This window comes from Pseudoalteromonas prydzensis (assembly GCF_001661495.1).
Lineage (GTDB): Bacteria > Pseudomonadota > Gammaproteobacteria > Enterobacterales > Alteromonadaceae > Pseudoalteromonas > Pseudoalteromonas prydzensis.
This window is the reverse complement of sequence record NZ_BDDT01000005.1, coordinates 140,507-158,750: the sequence shown is the minus strand read 5'-3', so window position 1 is coordinate 158,750 and position 18,244 is coordinate 140,507. Positions and strand designations below refer to the sequence as shown.

General features: G+C 41.4%; 14 protein-coding genes. 8 read left to right on the top strand and 6 right to left on the bottom strand.

What is annotated here, in order from left to right:
• A complete protein-coding gene (locus A7968_RS11580; RefSeq protein ID WP_244270408.1) occupies positions 1-1,356 on the top strand; it encodes a sigma-54-dependent transcriptional regulator in 1,356 nt (451 codons plus the stop codon).
• Entirely contained in the window at positions 1,343-2,584 is a 1,242-nt protein-coding gene (locus tag A7968_RS11575; RefSeq protein ID WP_064666738.1) for a sensor histidine kinase, read from the top strand. Before A7968_RS11580 ends, A7968_RS11575 begins: the two co-directional genes overlap by 14 nt.
• Before the next feature lie 11 nt (positions 2,585-2,595).
• Here the strand turns inward: A7968_RS11575 and A7968_RS11570 are convergent, their stop codons facing one another.
• Both A7968_RS11570 and A7968_RS11565 read right to left on the bottom strand, forming a co-directional pair.
• Positions 2,596-3,384, bottom strand: a complete 789-nt coding sequence (locus A7968_RS11570) for a PhzF family phenazine biosynthesis protein (RefSeq protein ID WP_064666737.1) — start codon at positions 3,382-3,384, stop codon at positions 2,596-2,598.
• 77 nt (positions 3,385-3,461) lie between these two features.
• Positions 3,462-4,076, bottom strand: a complete 615-nt coding sequence (locus tag A7968_RS11565) for a hypothetical protein (protein WP_064666736.1) — start codon at positions 4,074-4,076, stop codon at positions 3,462-3,464.
• Between the two features lie 353 nt (positions 4,077-4,429).
• On the opposite strand from A7968_RS11565, the gene A7968_RS11560 reads away from it, so the two are divergent.
• On the top strand, positions 4,430-5,575 hold the full coding sequence (locus A7968_RS11560; RefSeq protein WP_064666735.1) for a tetratricopeptide repeat protein: 1,146 nt from the start codon (positions 4,430-4,432) through the stop codon (positions 5,573-5,575).
• Between the two features lie 35 nt (positions 5,576-5,610).
• Here A7968_RS11560 and A7968_RS11555 read toward each other — a convergent pair whose 3' ends face one another.
• The 4 genes from A7968_RS11555 to A7968_RS11540 all read right to left on the bottom strand — a co-directional run bounded on the left by A7968_RS11555 (position 5,611) and on the right by A7968_RS11540 (position 11,601).
• Positions 5,611-8,448: a TolB family protein gene (locus A7968_RS11555; protein WP_064666734.1), complete on the bottom strand. Its 2,838-nt coding sequence runs from the start codon at positions 8,446-8,448 to the stop codon at positions 5,611-5,613.
• 147 nt (positions 8,449-8,595) lie between these two features.
• Complete coding sequence (locus A7968_RS11550) at positions 8,596-10,116, bottom strand: PH domain-containing protein (RefSeq protein WP_064666733.1); 1,521 nt, start codon at positions 10,114-10,116, stop codon at positions 8,596-8,598.
• Complete coding sequence (locus A7968_RS11545; protein WP_064666732.1) at positions 10,109-10,681, bottom strand: PH domain-containing protein; 573 nt, start codon at positions 10,679-10,681, stop codon at positions 10,109-10,111. Before A7968_RS11545 ends, A7968_RS11550 begins: the two co-directional genes overlap by 8 nt.
• 68 nt (positions 10,682-10,749) lie before the next feature.
• The gene (locus tag A7968_RS11540) at positions 10,750-11,601 is read right to left on the bottom strand and encodes a D-hexose-6-phosphate mutarotase (protein WP_064666731.1); all 852 of its coding nucleotides are present in this window, start codon (positions 11,599-11,601) and stop codon (positions 10,750-10,752) included.
• Between the two features lie 333 nt (positions 11,602-11,934).
• Between A7968_RS11540 and A7968_RS11535 the strand changes: the two genes are divergently transcribed.
• From A7968_RS11535 to A7968_RS11515, 5 genes are all read left to right on the top strand, one after another.
• Positions 11,935-12,429, top strand: coding sequence for a MarR family winged helix-turn-helix transcriptional regulator (locus tag A7968_RS11535; protein ID WP_064666730.1), 495 nt, complete (start codon positions 11,935-11,937; stop codon positions 12,427-12,429).
• Between the two features lie 118 nt (positions 12,430-12,547).
• Positions 12,548-13,846, top strand: coding sequence for a putative porin (locus A7968_RS11530; RefSeq protein WP_064666729.1), 1,299 nt, complete (start codon positions 12,548-12,550; stop codon positions 13,844-13,846).
• A 184-nt stretch (positions 13,847-14,030) separates the two neighbouring features.
• A complete protein-coding gene (locus A7968_RS11525) occupies positions 14,031-14,498 on the top strand; it encodes an RNA polymerase sigma factor (protein WP_064666873.1) in 468 nt (155 codons plus the stop codon).
• Positions 14,499-14,518: 20 nt separating this feature from the next.
• Positions 14,519-15,472 (top strand): FecR family protein, encoded by a 954-nt coding sequence (locus A7968_RS11520; RefSeq protein WP_064666728.1) that lies wholly within the window; start codon positions 14,519-14,521, stop codon positions 15,470-15,472.
• A 90-nt stretch (positions 15,473-15,562) separates the two neighbouring features.
• Positions 15,563-18,184: a TonB-dependent receptor gene (locus A7968_RS11515; RefSeq protein ID WP_064666727.1), complete on the top strand. Its 2,622-nt coding sequence runs from the start codon at positions 15,563-15,565 to the stop codon at positions 18,182-18,184.
• Positions 18,185-18,244: the final 60 nt, after the last annotated feature.

Genomic DNA, 18,244 nt, shown 5'->3' with positions numbered 1-18,244 from the left:
TTGGCAGCAAACGCTGCCATTACGACCATTATGAACCAACCCACTATTTTGGTTGTGGATGACGATGACGATATCCGCTTTGCACTAGCATTACTGTTAGAGCAAGCTGGCTATCGCGTGGTTGAAGCTGATGGACCGGTGCAATGCATGCAATTGCTTAGCCGTTTAACGCCAGCATTGGTGTTATTGGATATGAATTTTACCCGTGACACCACCTCAGGCAAAGAAGGACTGGCGTTACTTGCACAAATTAAGCCATTGAATATCCCTGTAATTTTAATGACTGCTTGGGCTAACATTGAGCTGGCAGTCAGCGGCTTACAAAATGGCGCGAAAGACTTTATTGAAAAACCATGGCGTAAAGAAAAACTACTTAGCCAAATTGCCAACCATATAAAACCTATTACCACAAAGCCTGTGGACAATAATTGGATTGCGCAATCCAGTGCGATGCAATCCCTCGATACACTCATCAAGCAACTGGCGCCGACTGATGCAAACCTACTAATTTTAGGTGAAAATGGCACCGGGAAATCGCAATTAGCACAGCGTATTCATCAGCTCAGTAGCCGCTGCGAGGCGCCGCTAGTAAGCCTCAATATGGGCGCATTAGCCGAGTCATTATTTGAAAGTGAGCTATTCGGTCATCATAAAGGTGCCTTCACGGATGCCAAGCAAGACCGCATCGGCGCATTTAGTCGCGCTAAAAATGGCACTTTGTTTATGGATGAAATAGGCACTTTGCCGTTTCATTTACAGCCAAAGTTATTACAGGTACTGGAAACCGGTGAGTTTACTCCCCTTGGCGCAAACGCCAGCGAACAGGTAGATGTGCGACTAATCGCAGCCACCAACCAAGACTTAGCCAGCGCAATTACTAACGGCCAATTTCGCCAAGACTTATATTATCGCTTGAATACTTTTGTTATTCGCCTGCCCGCACTACGTGAACGCAAGGACGATATAGAACCGCTGAGCGAGTATTTTATTAAGCAGTTTGCAGCTAAATACAACAAGCCCAAGTTGCTATTATCAAGCAGTGCCAGCGAGATATTAAAAAATCATGTTTGGCCTGGCAATATCCGTGAATTAAGCCATGTAATGGAACGTGCCGTGCTTATCTGTAGCAGTGAAACGATTGAAGTCAACCATATCATGCTCGATAACCAAGCGACACAAAGCCAATCAATCCCTGCGCTTACTTTAGAGGAGCTAGAAAAACAACGTATCGTTGAGGTATTACAGCAGCATAATCAGCAAATTACAGCGGCGGCTAAAAGCTTAGGTATTTCTCGTAATGCGCTTTATCGGCGGATGGAAAAATACCAACTCGAAGGTCAAGATGAGTCGTTTTAAGATAAGCCATAAAACCAAAGTGGTTGCCATTTTAAGCGCCGTATTTGCCGCAATCCTCACCCCGACTACAGCTTTAGTGTACCAACTAAGTCAAGACTCGCTGCTCACCGTCACTTTAGCTATTTGTTTAAGTTACGCGCTCATCATTTGCGCTTATCGACTCTTTCATAGTCATTTTACGCCAGTCACCCAATTACAAGCGTATATAGATGCAAAACAACAAGGACAAAGTAACCTCAGTTTAGGCTATAGCGATCCCAGTTCACCATGGGCAATACTCGGCGCACAAATTGAAACGTTATTTACAACACCACAACCGCAATCTGAGCACTTAATTGACGGGTTATTCCAACATTGGCCACACCCAATCGCATTATTTAATCAGCAAAGCCAATTGATATTTTTTAATCACCCAATGTACGTACAGCTGAAAACCCCATTATTACGGGGTATGACACTCACGGAGTGCGGTTTTAGCTTTAATAATAAACAGTGCAACCATGCTAAATTAGACCAGAATTGGCAAATACAACGCATTACCCTGAGTGATGCTAAACAAACACTGATCACTGCCAGCTATATAGGCCATCAATTACAAGATGCTAAACGCCAGTCACAAGCTGATTTAATTCGTATTTTGTCTCATGAACTGAATAACTCACTGACGCCAATGGCCTCAATGGCAGATACTTTACTAAATACTAATGAATTAAACGAACAACAAACAAGGCAAGTGCTAACACGGATTAAATCACGCAGCGAATCACTACTACTTTTCATAAAAGCCTATGCAGAGTTAACTCGCTTACCCAGCGCAAAGCCGCAACACTTTGATTTAAAAACACTGGCAACTCTCAATGCCATAGAGCAACACATTCAGCTTAACTATGCTGGCGAATCACAATGTTTTGCAGATAAACTACTGATTGAACAGCTACTCATTAATTTATTTAAAAACGCATCTGAAGCCTGCACTGAGCAAGCTCACATTACGTTACGCTGCTTTGCGCAAGGCGACATGCAAATATTACAGCTAACAGACAACGGCCCCGGTTTTGCCAATATTGAAAACGCCATCCACCCCTTATACACCACCAAAAAAACCGGTAATGGCCTCGGCCTTGCGTTATGTAATGATATTGTGCAAAAACACAACGGCCAACTGCTATTGGCTAACACAGAGCATGGCGCGAAAATCACCATTAAACTTGCGCAAAGTGGTTTGTAATAAAGCAAAACTTACAAATAAATAGTGCCTTTCATATACCGCACAGCATGACCTGTTAAGGTTACGGTGTATTCTGCGACCTCACAGTGTATTTGCCCTCCACGGCTAGAAGCTTGATAAGCACTTAGCGAAGTTTTTCCTAACTCTTGTGCCCAATATGGCGCAAGGCCGGTGTGAATTGAACCCGTTACATAGTCTTCATCACCACCATTAGCAGGCCAAAAGTAACGCGAAATAAAATCGTAATCTGTACTTGGCGCTGTTGCCACTACATCGAGCGGGAACAATGTTTTAAGTAACGCAGAGTCTGTTTTAAGAGTTAAGACATCTTGCTCATTATCGTAAATAGCAAAGTATGCTTGCCTGCTTTTCAACACTTTAACTGGTTGTATAGACAAGCCAGCTAATAGTTCACTGGGTACTTCTTGGCAAGCCTCTGGTGCTTGTTTTGGAAAAGTCATGGCAAAGCTGCCATCACTATTCTTATTAATGATTAACTCACCAACCGCAGCAGCTTGAAAGCGAACCTGCGATAAATTGTGCTGTTCACACAATACAAAAGCAGCGGCCAGCGTAGCATGCCCACAAAAATCGATTTCCATTAACGGTGAAAACCAACGAATGGCATAACTACCGTCGGCTTGACGACAGGTAAACGCAGTTTCGGAAACATTGTTTTCTGCGCCAATCTTGAGCATTAGCTCATCAGCAAGCCAAGTGTCTAAATCAATAACTGCCGCGTAATTACCTTTAAACAGTTCAGTTGTAAAAGCATCAATTTGATGGATAGTCAGTTGCATTGTCAGCTCAATTTAGTGGAAAGTGCGAATAATTTGCCATACATCGAGCTGAATGCGTATTGAATTTATCTCATCATCTAAGCAGCTACAGGGCGCATTTTATAGTACTGAATACAACCAAGTTGTGCGGCATTAGTCAGCAAGATCATCACAAACGTCAACACATGTGAAGTACTTGGTACCGCCATAGCAAGCTCTGCTAATAATCCACACACACCTGCAATAAACTGCAAGCTAAAATAACGAGCACTCAGGTTGCTAATGTCACCACTGCGTAATGTTTTATAGGTTTGTGGCATCACACGCACAGAGCTCATGATCAGTCCCACAAAGGTAAGCCATGTGAGAACCTGCGCGGTTTCTAACTGAGAGTTCAGCAATAGTAAAAATGGTAATAACGAAAAGCCTAGCATGGCAGCTAACTGAATTCGCTCTGTTGTTTTCGCATTATAGCGGGCAAAGTAATATAAAATTAAGCCACTTAAACACCCTGTCACCACAAAAGGCAGCACCATATAAAAGCGTTCAAAGTACAAATTAAAGGTAATAAAGTAGACACTTTGCGCCACGCCAAAGGTCATCATCAGTAATGACAAACCCGATACACTGCGGTTCTTTCTAACTTTATTGAGTAGCGGTAAAAAGCTAAACACTAAAATAAATGATGATAAAATAGGCAAGTAATGCGCCAAAGTAGACCTCGCTCGTTAGTAATTGATTAATAAGTTAGCAATTTATAGATAAAACAAAAATACAATGTAACACACTGATTTTATTTACTTTAAGTAAGGCGCGGCATTGTAAAGATCTAATTCAAACAAGCAACCAATTGCACAAAATTAACTCACCTTCAGCATGGCAAGTAAAGCTTACAGTTAACATCTTTTTGTAGTGAATTGCAGCGAAGTCATAGCTCAAAATTGAACAGAATCAGGAAGAGCGCGTGATCCTGATTAGAAACTGCCAGCAAAGACGTACCACCCAGAATTAAATGCTTGATTAAATAATCACCTCAGAGTACTTTAACCACAGCATGGAGGTTGCTATGAAACTTTTTTTTTCTTTATTATTGATATGCTTATTAACAGCTTGCAAGAGTACAGAGTCGTTAACTCCTGCAGTCCCCTCACTAACGAGCCTATTAAATCACCCGCTTTTTGAGTTACAGCCCGTACCAACTGAACAAGCGATTTTTAAACTGCCGAGCAGCGAAGTCGATACTTTTATAGCTTATGTAGATACTCAGCGCCAAAATGACTTAACCGACGATATTATTCTATATAACTACATTGAACGCGGCTTTAGTAATTTTAGCTATCACGGCGATACCCTCACTGCGCAGCAAACACTTGAATTAGCACATGGTAATTGCATAAGTCTGGCAATATTAACGCAAGCTTATGCGAACTTAATTGATCTGGAAACAGGCTTTCAAGAAATGACTAGCCAACCTGTTTACGCCAAAGAAGGTAATCTGGTATTTATTGCTAATCATTTTCGCACTAAGTTATATCGCCCTTTTATTGAAGAAGAAGGGCAAATTACTTTTATTCGACCAGGCGTACTCATTGACTATTTTCCTTCCCGAGGCAGTTTTTATGTTGGCAGTGCTAGTTATGATGATCTCATTGCCAAATATTATAGTAACTTAGCAGCTGACGCTTTGCTCGAAAGTGATTATAACCAAGTCTATAGCTTGTTAATGAAGGCCAATCAGTACACCCCAAATGATGCTGAGCTTTTTAATCTAGCAGCAATATTGCATCGCCGCGTCAACGATCAAGCAACCAGCCAGCGGATTTATCAAACAGCGCTTGATCAGCAGTTACAAAGTTTAAACTTATTAAGCAATTACAAAGTACTCGCTGAAGATACTGGCAACGAAATGCTAGTTGAACAAATTAATTCATTGTTAGGTGCTCAGGAAAAAGATCCTTATGAATTAATTGCTCTTGGTGAAAGCGAAGCACTCAGTGGACGCTTGATGAGCGCTAAAAAACATATCGATGCAGCCATAGACAAAGCCCCTTATTTAGCGGACCCCTATGTAGCACTTGCTAAAATTCGTTATCAGCAAGGTAATTTAAATGATGCCCATAAATTACTAAAGCAAGCGATGAAGCTGGAAAGAGATAAGCTGCAACGCAGTGTTTATGCCGCAAAACTGGCCGCAATTGAAGGTAAAGAATAGTCCGCCTTGAGTGAATACACTCAAGGCGCTAGAGCTTACAGCGAATAATAAAATCCGAGCCAACCTCTTAGTTCATCATCAAAACTATCGCCCTCGACTCTGACTAAGCCAAAATCAAGCTTCAAATCATTTAATCCCGCTGGGCCTAAACCAAAGCTAAATGCTCCTTGCCACTTAATACCATAGCTTTGCCCATAAACGTGTTGGTCAATTTGGTGCTGTTGGTAATAAAACCATGGCATACCTTCTTCCCAGCTAATACCGCCACCGTAACCTTGGTAACGCTTGCCAACGGCACTATAAAACGGTAACTCAGGAGCAAATACATAATCACTACGAACATTCTTTGATAATAACGAAGAGCTAAAACCACCTAATATCAAGTCGATATCATCTCGATATTGCTGACTATAATTTGCATACATAGGTATCGCCCACGCTTTACCAAATAACTGCGCAGCAACATCATACCCTTGCCAGCTTTGTGCATCACTATCACCACTATACCAGCGTAGATCAACAGCTTGCCCAATAGCATAGTCTTGTCTGTCGTAATTCCATAATTGCTTTAAGCCGACTCTCAGCCACTGTGAGCTATGCTCTTGGTTACTATTTGCATTATCGATGTCTGAGTAGTTATAGGCCAGCTCTGGTTGAATTCTAAACTCCCCAAAGCGTAGTGGTAAACTTGCAGCAAGGTAGCCACCTTGTACTGACTGTTCATTTAACAAGCTACGCTGATATTGCTTACTCGCATCTAAATCATAAGAGAACAACTGAGAGTCAAATTTAACGGCCAGCGCGCTATAGCGCGCTTGGGCATAAATGCCTTTTAACGCGGTGTCATGTAAATCAATGCTGTAACCTAACTGCCAATCAAGCTGCTTGAGTAAATCACTGCCTTTGATGCTCGCACTCAGTACAGCAGATGAAGCTGAGTAATACTGTTCACCTAGTGCAAACGTGGCTTTTTGTTGCCATATATCATAGCTCGTTTGCTCCCCTATAGGCTGCTTATACACTTTTGCTTGCGGTAAAGTGTACTGATTAACTAGTAATAATGGCGCAATGCTCGTAGTCGCAAACTCTGTCACTTCTTCATTGTCATTCATTTGCAATTTCATAATATCAGGGCCATCACTGTTGATTGAAAAATACAGTAATTCGCCGGCTTTAAATGGTAATGGGTTCGCTACCGCTTGCTGACCTTGAGTTAGCTTATACAAACGCTGCGCGGTTAAGTCATAGCGATAAATATCGGTCGCCCCCGTAAAGCCAGCAACAAAATAAAGCTGCTTGCCATCTGCACTCCAACTTGGCTGTGATAAATATTGATATCCTTTAGGCATAGGTACGGCAATTGATTTTTGCCCATTTAGATCTTGTATATACAACTGCCAATTCTGATTAAACTCAGTTTTAAGAAACGCCAGTTGCTGCTGATCAGGGCTAATTATTGGGTAGTCATAAACCGTTGCTAAGCTTTTTTCGAATAATGGCTGGCTTTGCCCTGTTTGCAAGTCAACGCGTACCAATTCAGAGTAGCCGCCTTTCACTTGCTCAGCATATAGTGTTTGCCCGTTATCAGTGATGGTAAAGCGTCTCAATCCAGCTGATTCAGTAAGTTGGGTAACTTCACCAGTTTTCGTATGCCAGCTAAATATGTCAGACAGCCGCAGATGATCAATATGATCAACTCTGCTATAAGCTGAAAAGTACAACACTTCATCATTGAGCCATTGTGGGTTTTGAATACCCGCATTGTTAATCTGGTTTAGTAACGTTTTTTGCTTACGTTTAAATACTTCTGGTGGCTTATCCGCAATATCTTTAGGGTCATCGGCTAGTAACGCTTGCTGTGTTTTTTGAAACTCTTCGGCAGCCTTGAGGTTATCTTCAGTGCCATACAAAGATAACTGCGTTTTGCCGTCTTTATCCCGTTCTACCACGGCAAGTTGTTCGTTATTTGGTGATAAAACAGGATTGCTTGCATATAAATTTAACGCTAACCAAAGCTCACTAGTAAGTGACTGCTCACTTTGCTCTTTACTCATAGCTTGATAGGTATACTCAGCAATAAAGCGCCTGTAGAGTTTACTTGCAGGATCACCAAACACGCCAGCAAAAGCTTCATCAAAATCGCGTTGCTTAACCCCTTGCATGCGCGTCCAAACGGCATCAAGGGTTTGCTCTGAATAGGTTTTTTCTAACCAAGCTAAAAACCGAGCACCCATTAAATACGCCATAGACCCGGCCAAATAACCACCATCGCTACTGCTTAACTGACCATAACTGGGTAATGCACCTTGCTGAGCAAATTCAGTTAGAATTGCTTCGCTGTAATTATCAAATAATCGCCCGCGACCAGTCATTTTTGATTCGAGTAGTGTCGCGTAGCCTTCTGCCGCCCAACGAGGCATCTCGCTGTGTGTTATGTCGTATAAATCCCAAGTATTCCTAAGTTCTTGATGCCATTTGCTGCGGGTTGGTTGGGCTAAGTGTACTAGATGAATATATTCATGCAGGACAAGTAGTTGCTGCCAACCGCTATTATTAGATACCACCGTATCTGACTGTGGGGGCGTAGTAAAAAGCGCCATTAGCGGCTTATTAGAGACAGGTAAAGCAAAACCATTGGCTGCATTAAGTGGATCAAACACCACCACATCCACCGTTTCATCTAAAGCACGATTTTGTTGCTCAAGCACTTTGCTTCGTACTATTTCTAGTTCATTGGCAACAGATCGCGCCCAATCAGCGTTTTCTTGGCTGTAATGCACATTAAAATGTTCAGTATGTATGGTTTGCCACTGAACCGTGGCTTTTGCATGTGCGGATAATAACAACGCTGTAGCGAGTAAGGTTTTTTTCATCATGATCCCTGATTTTATTATTAATACTCATATCACTATTATTGCCATAACTGAGCTGAAAAAGAGAGTGCAAAAATGTAAGAAAACGTGAGTGCTCAAGCTGGCATCAGCAATACAATACCAGCTTTAGGTTATTAATGAGAAGAATTACATCCAGCTGCGTTGATCGAATTCAGCTTGATACAAAGTAAAGTCGATAACCTCATCGGCTTGCGCTGCTTTAAGATAAGGTAGATAAACCGTGCCCGAAGCAAGTTGTATAGACAAGCTCTTTAAACCACCTTTACGCATAAAGTAAGTACTAATACTACGAGTACTTTGGGCTTTATAGAGTTCAAATACACGGTATTGCACGCTCACCATACCACTGCGAAATACACCGTAAAAACGGCCTTCATGCTGATAAAAGTAATAACCATAACGACGATACGATAAATACACTAGGCCACTTAATAGCAGTAAACTCAGTAGCGCATACACAAGTGTTAACATATCACCAACTACGCACAGTACTGCCAAAGCTAAGCTTGGTAGCAGGGCATAAAAAAGCCAATTTTTAATTAATAATGCTTTTTCAACCCCCATAAAGTTCAGAGTTTTCAGATCAAGCCAAGGATAAACCCATTGACACACTTGATTCACCTGCTCACTATCTAGTACTGGCATAACTAAACTTTGTTTGCTTTTCGCACCAGCAAAGCCGCCACTTGAAGCCTGAAAACACTGCACAGTGTAACGCTTTAATAAACGTGCAATTAAATTTTGCTTAATGGTTATCGATTGTACTTTATCTAGGCTCACTGATAACTGATGACGCTCTAAAAGCCCTGCAATACGTTTAAATTTTCCAGCTTGAAAATAAAGCTGATAATTATAAAAACGAATTAACGACATCAATACCGATAGCAACACAGCAATCAATACAACTAGCAGCAGTATTGAAAAAACAGCGAGTGCAGCCGCATCAACCAATATACCTACTTGTTGCTGATAGAAAGACTCTAAACGATTGATCACTGCTTTTTCTAAAAAATCAAACATCACGTTCATAAAAGGCGCCAGTGCTGCCAATGCCAAAATAGCCATGTTCGACATCAAGCCAAACTTTGCTACCTCTTTATTACTCAGCGTTAAGCACTGTTGCGGCTCAGTCGTTGTTAAATCATCAATCTGTTGGTTTGTATGAACTTGTTGTTGCTGAGTTGCTTTATAGGCTAATACCTGTTCGCGAAGCTGCTCTGCATACTGTGTTGTTACCCCAGGTAATACGGCTTCTTGGCTGGTGCTGCCCGCCGCATCAAAAATACAATTAACTAAGCTTAACGGTTTAAAATAAAATGGTTCCGCAATATTAACGTTCTGCACTCTTAAAAAGTTAAGCGTTAAGCGTTCTTTTTTAAACACCCCTTTGTTGAGCAAAATTTCATGCTCATCGGTGATACAAAAACGAAAGTTCAGGTAATAAGCGAGCGAGTAAATTAATAACGCAACAGCCGCGACAGCCACCGCGATTTGCCCCCAAAACAACTTATTTTCAACCTGAGTGACAAACACAACCATAATCGGAAGTAGGTTAAACACACCGTCTTTCACAAACCGAAAAGCAAAATGCACAATAAAATAAACTAACGCCCACGGCGAGACGCGTTGCCAGTTTAGCTTATCCATTTAACGACTCATCGCTATCTAATTGCTGACCATCGGTTTGAGTGTTTGCATTATTTACGGCTTGTGCTCGTTCAGTGTATTTTTGAATAAACTGACGAATATCTTTACAATCATCATGGCTTAAGCCACCAATATTAAGATCGGCACTCATGCCACCGGCACTGTATAAACGCAGGCTCGCTAAGCCCATTTTTCGCTCTAAAGGACCGCGATGTATTTCAGTATGCTGTACCCGTGAAAACGGTAAAATAGTGACTTGTTGCCAAATAACCCCTTTACGATAAGCAATATCATGCTCTCGCATCGCAACACCTTTAAGTCGAATACTGACAATATTATAGAGTAAGGAGATAACTAAAATAATTGGTAGAGCAATCAATAACGGTGTTTGCGCAACTTCCGCAAAGCCTTTATTAAAAAAGCAAATTGCCGCGAGCACCGCCATCAATGGAATATAAAATAACAGCCAATTAAGCTGTGCGTGCAGTAGAGCCTTTGCCGCAAGCGGTTTAAAAATGATTTGTTGGTGTTGGGGTAAAACGTCTAGTTGCTGGTTTTCGAACACTTTGATTCCTTAAAAGCCAAGGTATTGATACGTTGGCTTAGATTTGTAATGCCGCTATAACCGATTTATTAAACCCAACGAATTGTGGTTGTTAAGGTGTGGCTTTCACCTGCCGCTACAACGGCACTGTCATCCATAACATTCGCCGCTTCCAAGCACAGCATTGTATGGTATTCGTCATCTGCAAAATTAGATAAACGTTTTGACTTATCAATCCATGGGTTCCAAAGCACACACGAGCTTGAGTTTTCACGACCCACCTCAATAATGCCATCTGGTGTAATTATACGCTGCGTATCTGCGGCTTGGGTATAAACCATATCCGTTTCACGAGCAAAGCCAACTAACTCATTTTGATCAAATGGCCCCTCGCCAAACTCAATGTATTGTGACCCCTGCAAACCATCTACTTGCGTTTCTGTGATCGCAGGGGTTGGAAAATAGGTATGTAGTGCTTGCGTAAACGTTATAGTTTGATTACTTAAATTTGTTGTTGTTAAACGCACTTCCAGTTTAGTTGTGAGCACAAACTCTACTTTTAGTTTTGATTTATGCGGCCAATAAGTTTCATCCACTTGAGCCATCGGCAAAGTTAAACTAACTTTAACCTGATCATCTTGCTCTGACACTTCATCGGCACGCCACAAGCTAGTGCGCGCAACACCATGAATAGGCCAATCTGGATTTGCATTAACTCCAAACCAAGGCCAACAAATTGGTATACCGCCACGCACGCTTTTACCTTCTTGGTAATCTTCCTCGCTTGATACCCAAATTAAAGGTTTTTTACCGATAGGCGTAAATTCAGTGAGTTGCGCGCCCTGCAGGAAAATTTTAGCGCTGCAAAACTCGCTTGCAACATTAATATACTCTAACCCTGTGTCTGTTTGTTCGATGCTTACAGATGGAGATAACTTCATAATAAGTCCCATAATAATGAAAAGCCTAGCCCACCTTACCCAATACCCAGCCTGTTAGTAAATATTATTTAGTGAGTTTTTATGCCAAATTTATAATTTTTCACTCTGTCGCCACTTGCAAGCAAAATAACTCACAACAACTTTTAATTAAATTATGATGATTTAAGAAAAATTAATTTCAACTCAAATAAAATAAAAAACAACCAAACAACCCAGTAAAGACAATAATACATCATTAATCCCCCTCATCTATTTGAACTCTATTTATTAGATGTGTAATATTTATAGATTGCGATCACGCCTGACAGTACATCTGCTGCTAATGAGATAGAAATGAAAAAATATGACGAGTTATTGGTTTCTCTACGCAAAGTGATCCGTGCGATCGACCTGCATTCTAAGCAATTAAATAAAACTTCAGGGCTCACTGGCCCGCAGCTATTAATTATGACTGAAGTTGCCCAAACTGACGGCATTACCGCCAGTCGTATTGCGCAAAATGTAAACCTAAGCCCAGCTACTGTTACCAATATTTTAGATCGCTTAGAAAATCGAAACTTAGTTACGCGTGTGCGTAGCCAACTAGATAAGCGCCGAGTTAGTTTGTATCTCACCGATAACGGCAAAGAAATCTTGCAACATGCCCCGCAACCTTTACAAGAGCACTTCATCGAGCAGTTTTCAGCGTTAGAAGAGTGGGAGCAAAGCCAACTACTTTCATCAATGCAGCGTATTGCGACTATGATGGACGCACAAAGTATTGATGCCGCCCCTTTGCTAGAAGTAGGTATATTGACTCGTGCTGCCGAAGGAAAGGTGGCAGGATAAATCATCCATAAATATTATATTAAACAAATCATTACCCAAAATCGCCAGCTAGTTAACTTGGGTTAAAGGTACAATTAGTCTATCCTATAGATACTCATACCTAGAATAGCGATTTATCATGCTTAAACTATCAAAGTTAGCTTTCGCGACTATGCTAGGCGCAACTACCAGCGCCTCATACGCTTCAGAAATTGAAACGATGCAAGCTCAACTCAATCAACTGCAACAACAAATGCAGCAACTACAACAGCAACTTGAAGCTGAAAAAGCCAAGCAAGCAAAAGTTAACCAACAGCTTGAACAAAAAAACGAAATTATTGCTAAACAAACGCAAGATAATACAGAAACAGCCCTATCAGGGGTAAAGTTTGGTGGCGCAATTCGTACCAACTACAGTCATACTTCTTACGATGACGGTAATAAAAACCGAGGTGGCGATTTTGACTTTGATATTTTCCGTTTAAATGTTTCAGGTGACATCGGCGGCGTATTAATTGGTGGTGAAATCCGTATTTTTGATTATATGACCGCGATAAAGTCAGCATGGGCTGGCTATCAATTTACTGACGACTGGCAAGTACAAGTTGGTATCACTAAAGTACCGTTTGGTAATGATCCTTATAACTCGCATAATTACTTTTTTAGCGCGAACTATTACATCGGCTTAGAAGACGATCATGACCTAGGCGTCATGTTTAAGCGTAAAATCGCTGATAATTGGCAGCTAGATTTAGGTTTTTTCAAAAATGATGAGCTCGGGGGCGTTGATGGCTATGTAGAAGATCGCAGCCACCGTTATTCATACGATATTGTTGGCAGTCGCACCGCAGACGAAGGTATTTATGCTGAGCCGACAAGAGAACTTGGTGAGTATAATACCTTTACAGGTCGCTACGCTTATTACTTTGAACACGGCGAAGGCATGACCACTGAAGTGGGTATATCTGGCCTAGCCGGTGGCTTACATGACGGTCAAGACCGCGCCGGTAGTTACAACGCTTGGGCATTGCATGTAAACAGTAATATCAATAACTGGAATATTCAGCTGCAACACGGCGAATATGACTACAACATTGATGACACCAACCGTATCGCAGTTGGCGCATACGCGTTTTATGATTCCGTTGCAGCCGATGCAACAACCAGTAGCTTTAACGTTGCATATAGCTTACCGGTTGAATGGGGCCCAGTAAGTAACCTACAGTTTTACAATGATTACAGTACTATTTATAACAAGTCTGATGACACAGCAGATACTTGGATGAATGTGACTGGTGTATCCGTTGCTGCAGGCGGCTTATTTACTTACTTTGATTTAGTACATGCACGTAACCAAGCCTTTGTTGGTGGCTCTGTCGCAGGTGATAGCAATGAAACAGAGCGTCGCTTTAATATCAACGTCGGTTATTACTTTTAATAATATAAATCACCCAGCGATAAATGCTGGGTGATTAAAATATCATTATCACTACCTTTGCATTAACCATTAGCTAAATAGGTACAAAGAAAGACTGTTATTGCTTGCAGTAAACGATAATAATTGTCATTACCTAAATAAACTGTTAGCATCCGACTCCATTTTAGAAACAGACGGGTGCACATTGGAACGATATTACGCTGAGGTTTTAAGCTTTATTTCTCGCTCTGTGGGCTGTCGTAATAAAGCTGAGAACATAGTTCAAGAAGCTTATACTCGCTTACTCAGTGGCCGTATTAGCCGAGCAAGCTTTGATGAAAATCACCAGCGGGCACTATTTTTTACCACGGCAAAAAACATTTTGATTGACCATTATCGTCGTAACCAAAAATTCGTAGACCCCGTTGAAAGTGAACTTGTTGCGCCGTGCGATTATGAACCTGAAGCAAAATTAGCAAGTCAACAACAGCTCGATTTACTTTATACTTGCATTGAGAAACTACCCCTGAAAACCAAACAAGCCTTTGTGTTGTATAAATTTAAAAATCTAAGCTACCAGCAAGTAGCTGAACAAATGGGTATTTCAGTAAGCATGGTTGAAAAACATTTAGCGACGGCTATGCTTGCATGTCGTGATGCATTAAAAAAATAACTACGAGAATAATAATTACAATGACCCGTCATCAAACAGCAGAGCAACTTCAACTGCAGGCAAACCAATGGCTAGAGCTACAGCGAACTGGTTTGAATGAACAACAACAGCAAGCATTTTTACGTTGGCTAAACAAAAGCCCTGAACACCACGCTGTTTATCAGCAAAGTCAGCAAGTTGATCAACTGCTGGCACAATTTGACGACGAACAAACCACTGTATTTACCAGTACCACCAAACACGTTCGCTTTGGTAAAGCCTGGGCTATCGCTGCCTGTGTAGCGATATTGATGATCAGCCTCACCAGTTATCAATTTTGGCCAAGTACTAGCAACCCAAACTTTAACGCCCAATATCAATCAGCCCGGGCACAGCAACTTAATTTTGTGCTACCCGATGGCAGTAAACTCAGTTTAGACGCGCAAACACAACTGGTATTGGAGTTTGATGCGAAGCAAAGAGTTAGCCATTTAACGCAAGGCCGTGCTTTATTTGATGTTACCAAAAATCCGCAGCGACCCTTTATTGTCAATACTAACCGAGCCAATATTACCGTGCTGGGTACTCGCTTTAGCGTTGATAGTAAAAGTAATAGTACACGGATCAGTGTTGAACATGGCCGTGTAAAAGTACAAAGCACTCGCCACGCACAGCACCTTATCGAACTAGTACAAGGCCAGCAAGCGGTGCTCAATGATCAAGGAGTTGATGTACAAAGTATGAACCCGCAACTAGTGGATGCATGGCGTAACGGCCGCTTAGTATTTAATAATGTCCCCCTCAGCGAGGTATGTGCTGAGTTTAATCGATATCATGATGCTAATTTTGAATTTACCGATCTCAGCGTCAGTAACATGATGCTTTCAGGCACCTTTACTGCATCGGAGCTCGATAACTTTTTAGACTTGTTACCACATGTATTACCCATAAAAATTAAAAACAACAGTAATCATATAGTTATTAGTAAAAGCTAATAAAGTTCAAGAAAATTAAAAAAATATTGAGGAATTCTCATTTTCATTCGTTTTCATATAAACCAACTAGCTTTATATGGAACAATTGCAATGCTAACTACTTCGCGACACAGCTCAAAGCTAACCACTGTTACTCTCGCTTTAGGCTTGGTACTCAGTCTGCCTTTAGCGGCTCAACCACAGGCAACTATAGTCACTTTTAATATTGCTCAACAACCACTTGGCCAAGCGCTTAACCAACTAGCAGAACAAGCGAATATGAGCTTAATTGCCGATGCGAGCTTACTTAAGAACTTGCAAGCATCCGCTTTGTATGGGCAAAAAACCGTCCATGATGCATTAATGCAAACCTTGCAAGGCACAACCATAACAGCTGAAATAGTAGGCAATACGATTATCCTCAAAGCAGCCGTCACAACAGCAGCAAGTGTTGCTCCAGCTGTGAAGCGACAACCAAGCTCAGCGAATAGTGAAAACCAACAAGATATCGAAGTCATTGTTGTCAAAGGCGACCAAATACACCTTAATCGCGAGCAGTTAGAACGTACTAAAGGTAGTTCTAACTCTGATATTTTTTCAACCCATACCAGTATTGAAGCCAATAATCTACGCAATGAAGCGGGTGCCCTTGATATTGGTATTCGTGGCGTTCAAGGCGAAGGTCGGGTGCCAGTATTTATTGATGGCAGCCTACAATCAACCCATACCAATCGCGGTTATATGGGCACCTCCGATCGTACTTATATCGACTCAGATCTAATAAGCACAGTCGCGGTCGAAAAAGGATCGTCAATAAAGGGCAGTTTATTCAATGCCGGCGCTATCGGTGGTACGGTAAACATCACCACTTTAAACACTAGCGACATTCTCAAAGCGGGTGAAAATGCAGGGGCATTAATAAAACTAAAAACTTATAACAATAACCATATGCCTACTGTCAGCGATGACGCAAACCAGCAGCAATATTATCAAGTGCGTAATCATAATAGCAGTCGTGATTTCGATAACGGCGGCGTCATGCTCGCTGGTGCATACCAAACCAATAACCTAAAAACAGTGTTTGCTTACAGCAATAAAAAAATTGGTAACTATTTTGCGGGTAGCAATGGCTATGAAAATTTTGTTGAACAATATGAATGGGGGCAAAGACTACCGCCGGTAAATCAAGGTGGTGAAGTGGTAAATACTAGCTTCAAGAGTGAGTCTTATCTAGTAAAAGCACAGTATGCATTTAATGCAGAACATGAAATAGAGTTAAACACTCGCCATCATCAACAACAAGCTGGTGAAGTGCTGGCCTCATATTGGCATAAACAAAGAGAAGGTGACTTTTGGGTGCAACCCGATGGTGAATATGGCTATGTTCCCGCAGGGATTGAAACCATGCCACAATGGCAACCAGGTTCTGCGCTGGTTAACAGCGTCAGCGCTTTGTATCGTTACTTGCCGACTAATAACACATTAGTTGATTTAAAAATTAATGCTTGGGCAACCAATGCAAAATTGGAGCAATACAATGCATTAGGTAGTAATTTTGGCCCTAATGCCCTGCAATATTTCCACGAATACAGTAACCGACGCCAAGGTTTAGGAATATACAATACCTCGTCTTTCAGCGTAGCAGCTATTCCAACAACGTTAATGTATGGTACTTATTGGCAAGACGAAGTGTTAAAGCCAAAGCCAGGCTCTGTAGAGAACTTTTACGGAGACTTAACGACTTCTCGCGATGGTAAACAAACAGTGCGTAGTTTATTCGTCAATGCACACCTTGATCTAGACCCAGTAGAACTATCGCTGAATCTTAATCACCATGATTCAAAAAACACAGATAACCAAACAGGCTTAACCCAAGACTTTGCTGCCAAAACCGATATAACGGCACAGCTTTATTACCAAGTACTGAGTAACACCACCTTAAAAGCCAAGTTTAGCCACGCTTACAGAATGCCAAACTTATACGAGACAACCGTATCAAACGAAGTCTTTTCATATTCACCGTATTATCCTGTGTCACCAGAAAAAACTCACTCATTTGAAACAGGCATAGAAAGTAACTTTAATAACCTATTAATTAATGGCGATAAATTAACATTGTCAGCAACTTACTTTAATACCCAAATTGACGACATGCTGGCAACGGCTAGCCTGCCAAATAAAGATCCAAATGCACAACCTTGGGAAATTTCAAAATACACTTTTACAAACTACGATAGTTTTAAACTGCCGGGAGTTGAGCTGGCATTAGATTATCAGGGTGATTTATTTTATAGCTCTGTTTCTTATACCAATTATACCAATATTGAAATGTGCTCTAGCGAGTTTGCTGATATTGAAGGCGTTGAGCAGTGCAATAACCAAGGCTTTTCTGGCAGCCTTACGCCGCTGCGAATTCCGCCAAAACGTAATCTAGTTGTAACACTGGGCTCTACATTTCTCAACGACACATTCGATATCGGTTTAATTTATAAAGGCCATTCTGAAAAATATCACCCTGCAGGCTTCTTGAGTGGCACAGGCACCAAAGCGATTACCTGGATCCCTGCCAGTTACCAGCTTGATTTTTATATCGACTATCAATTTAACGACAGCATTAGTGGCTATAGCACAATCACTAACTTGACCGATCGCTACATAGTGTCGTCTGGCTCAGTGGTCGCCATGCCAGAGCCTGGGCGCACCATTACGCTTGGCCTTGAGTTTAAATTATAACCAAAGTTCGGCGGCATATTAGCCGCCTACTTACACTTCTATTTAACGCATAAACACCTT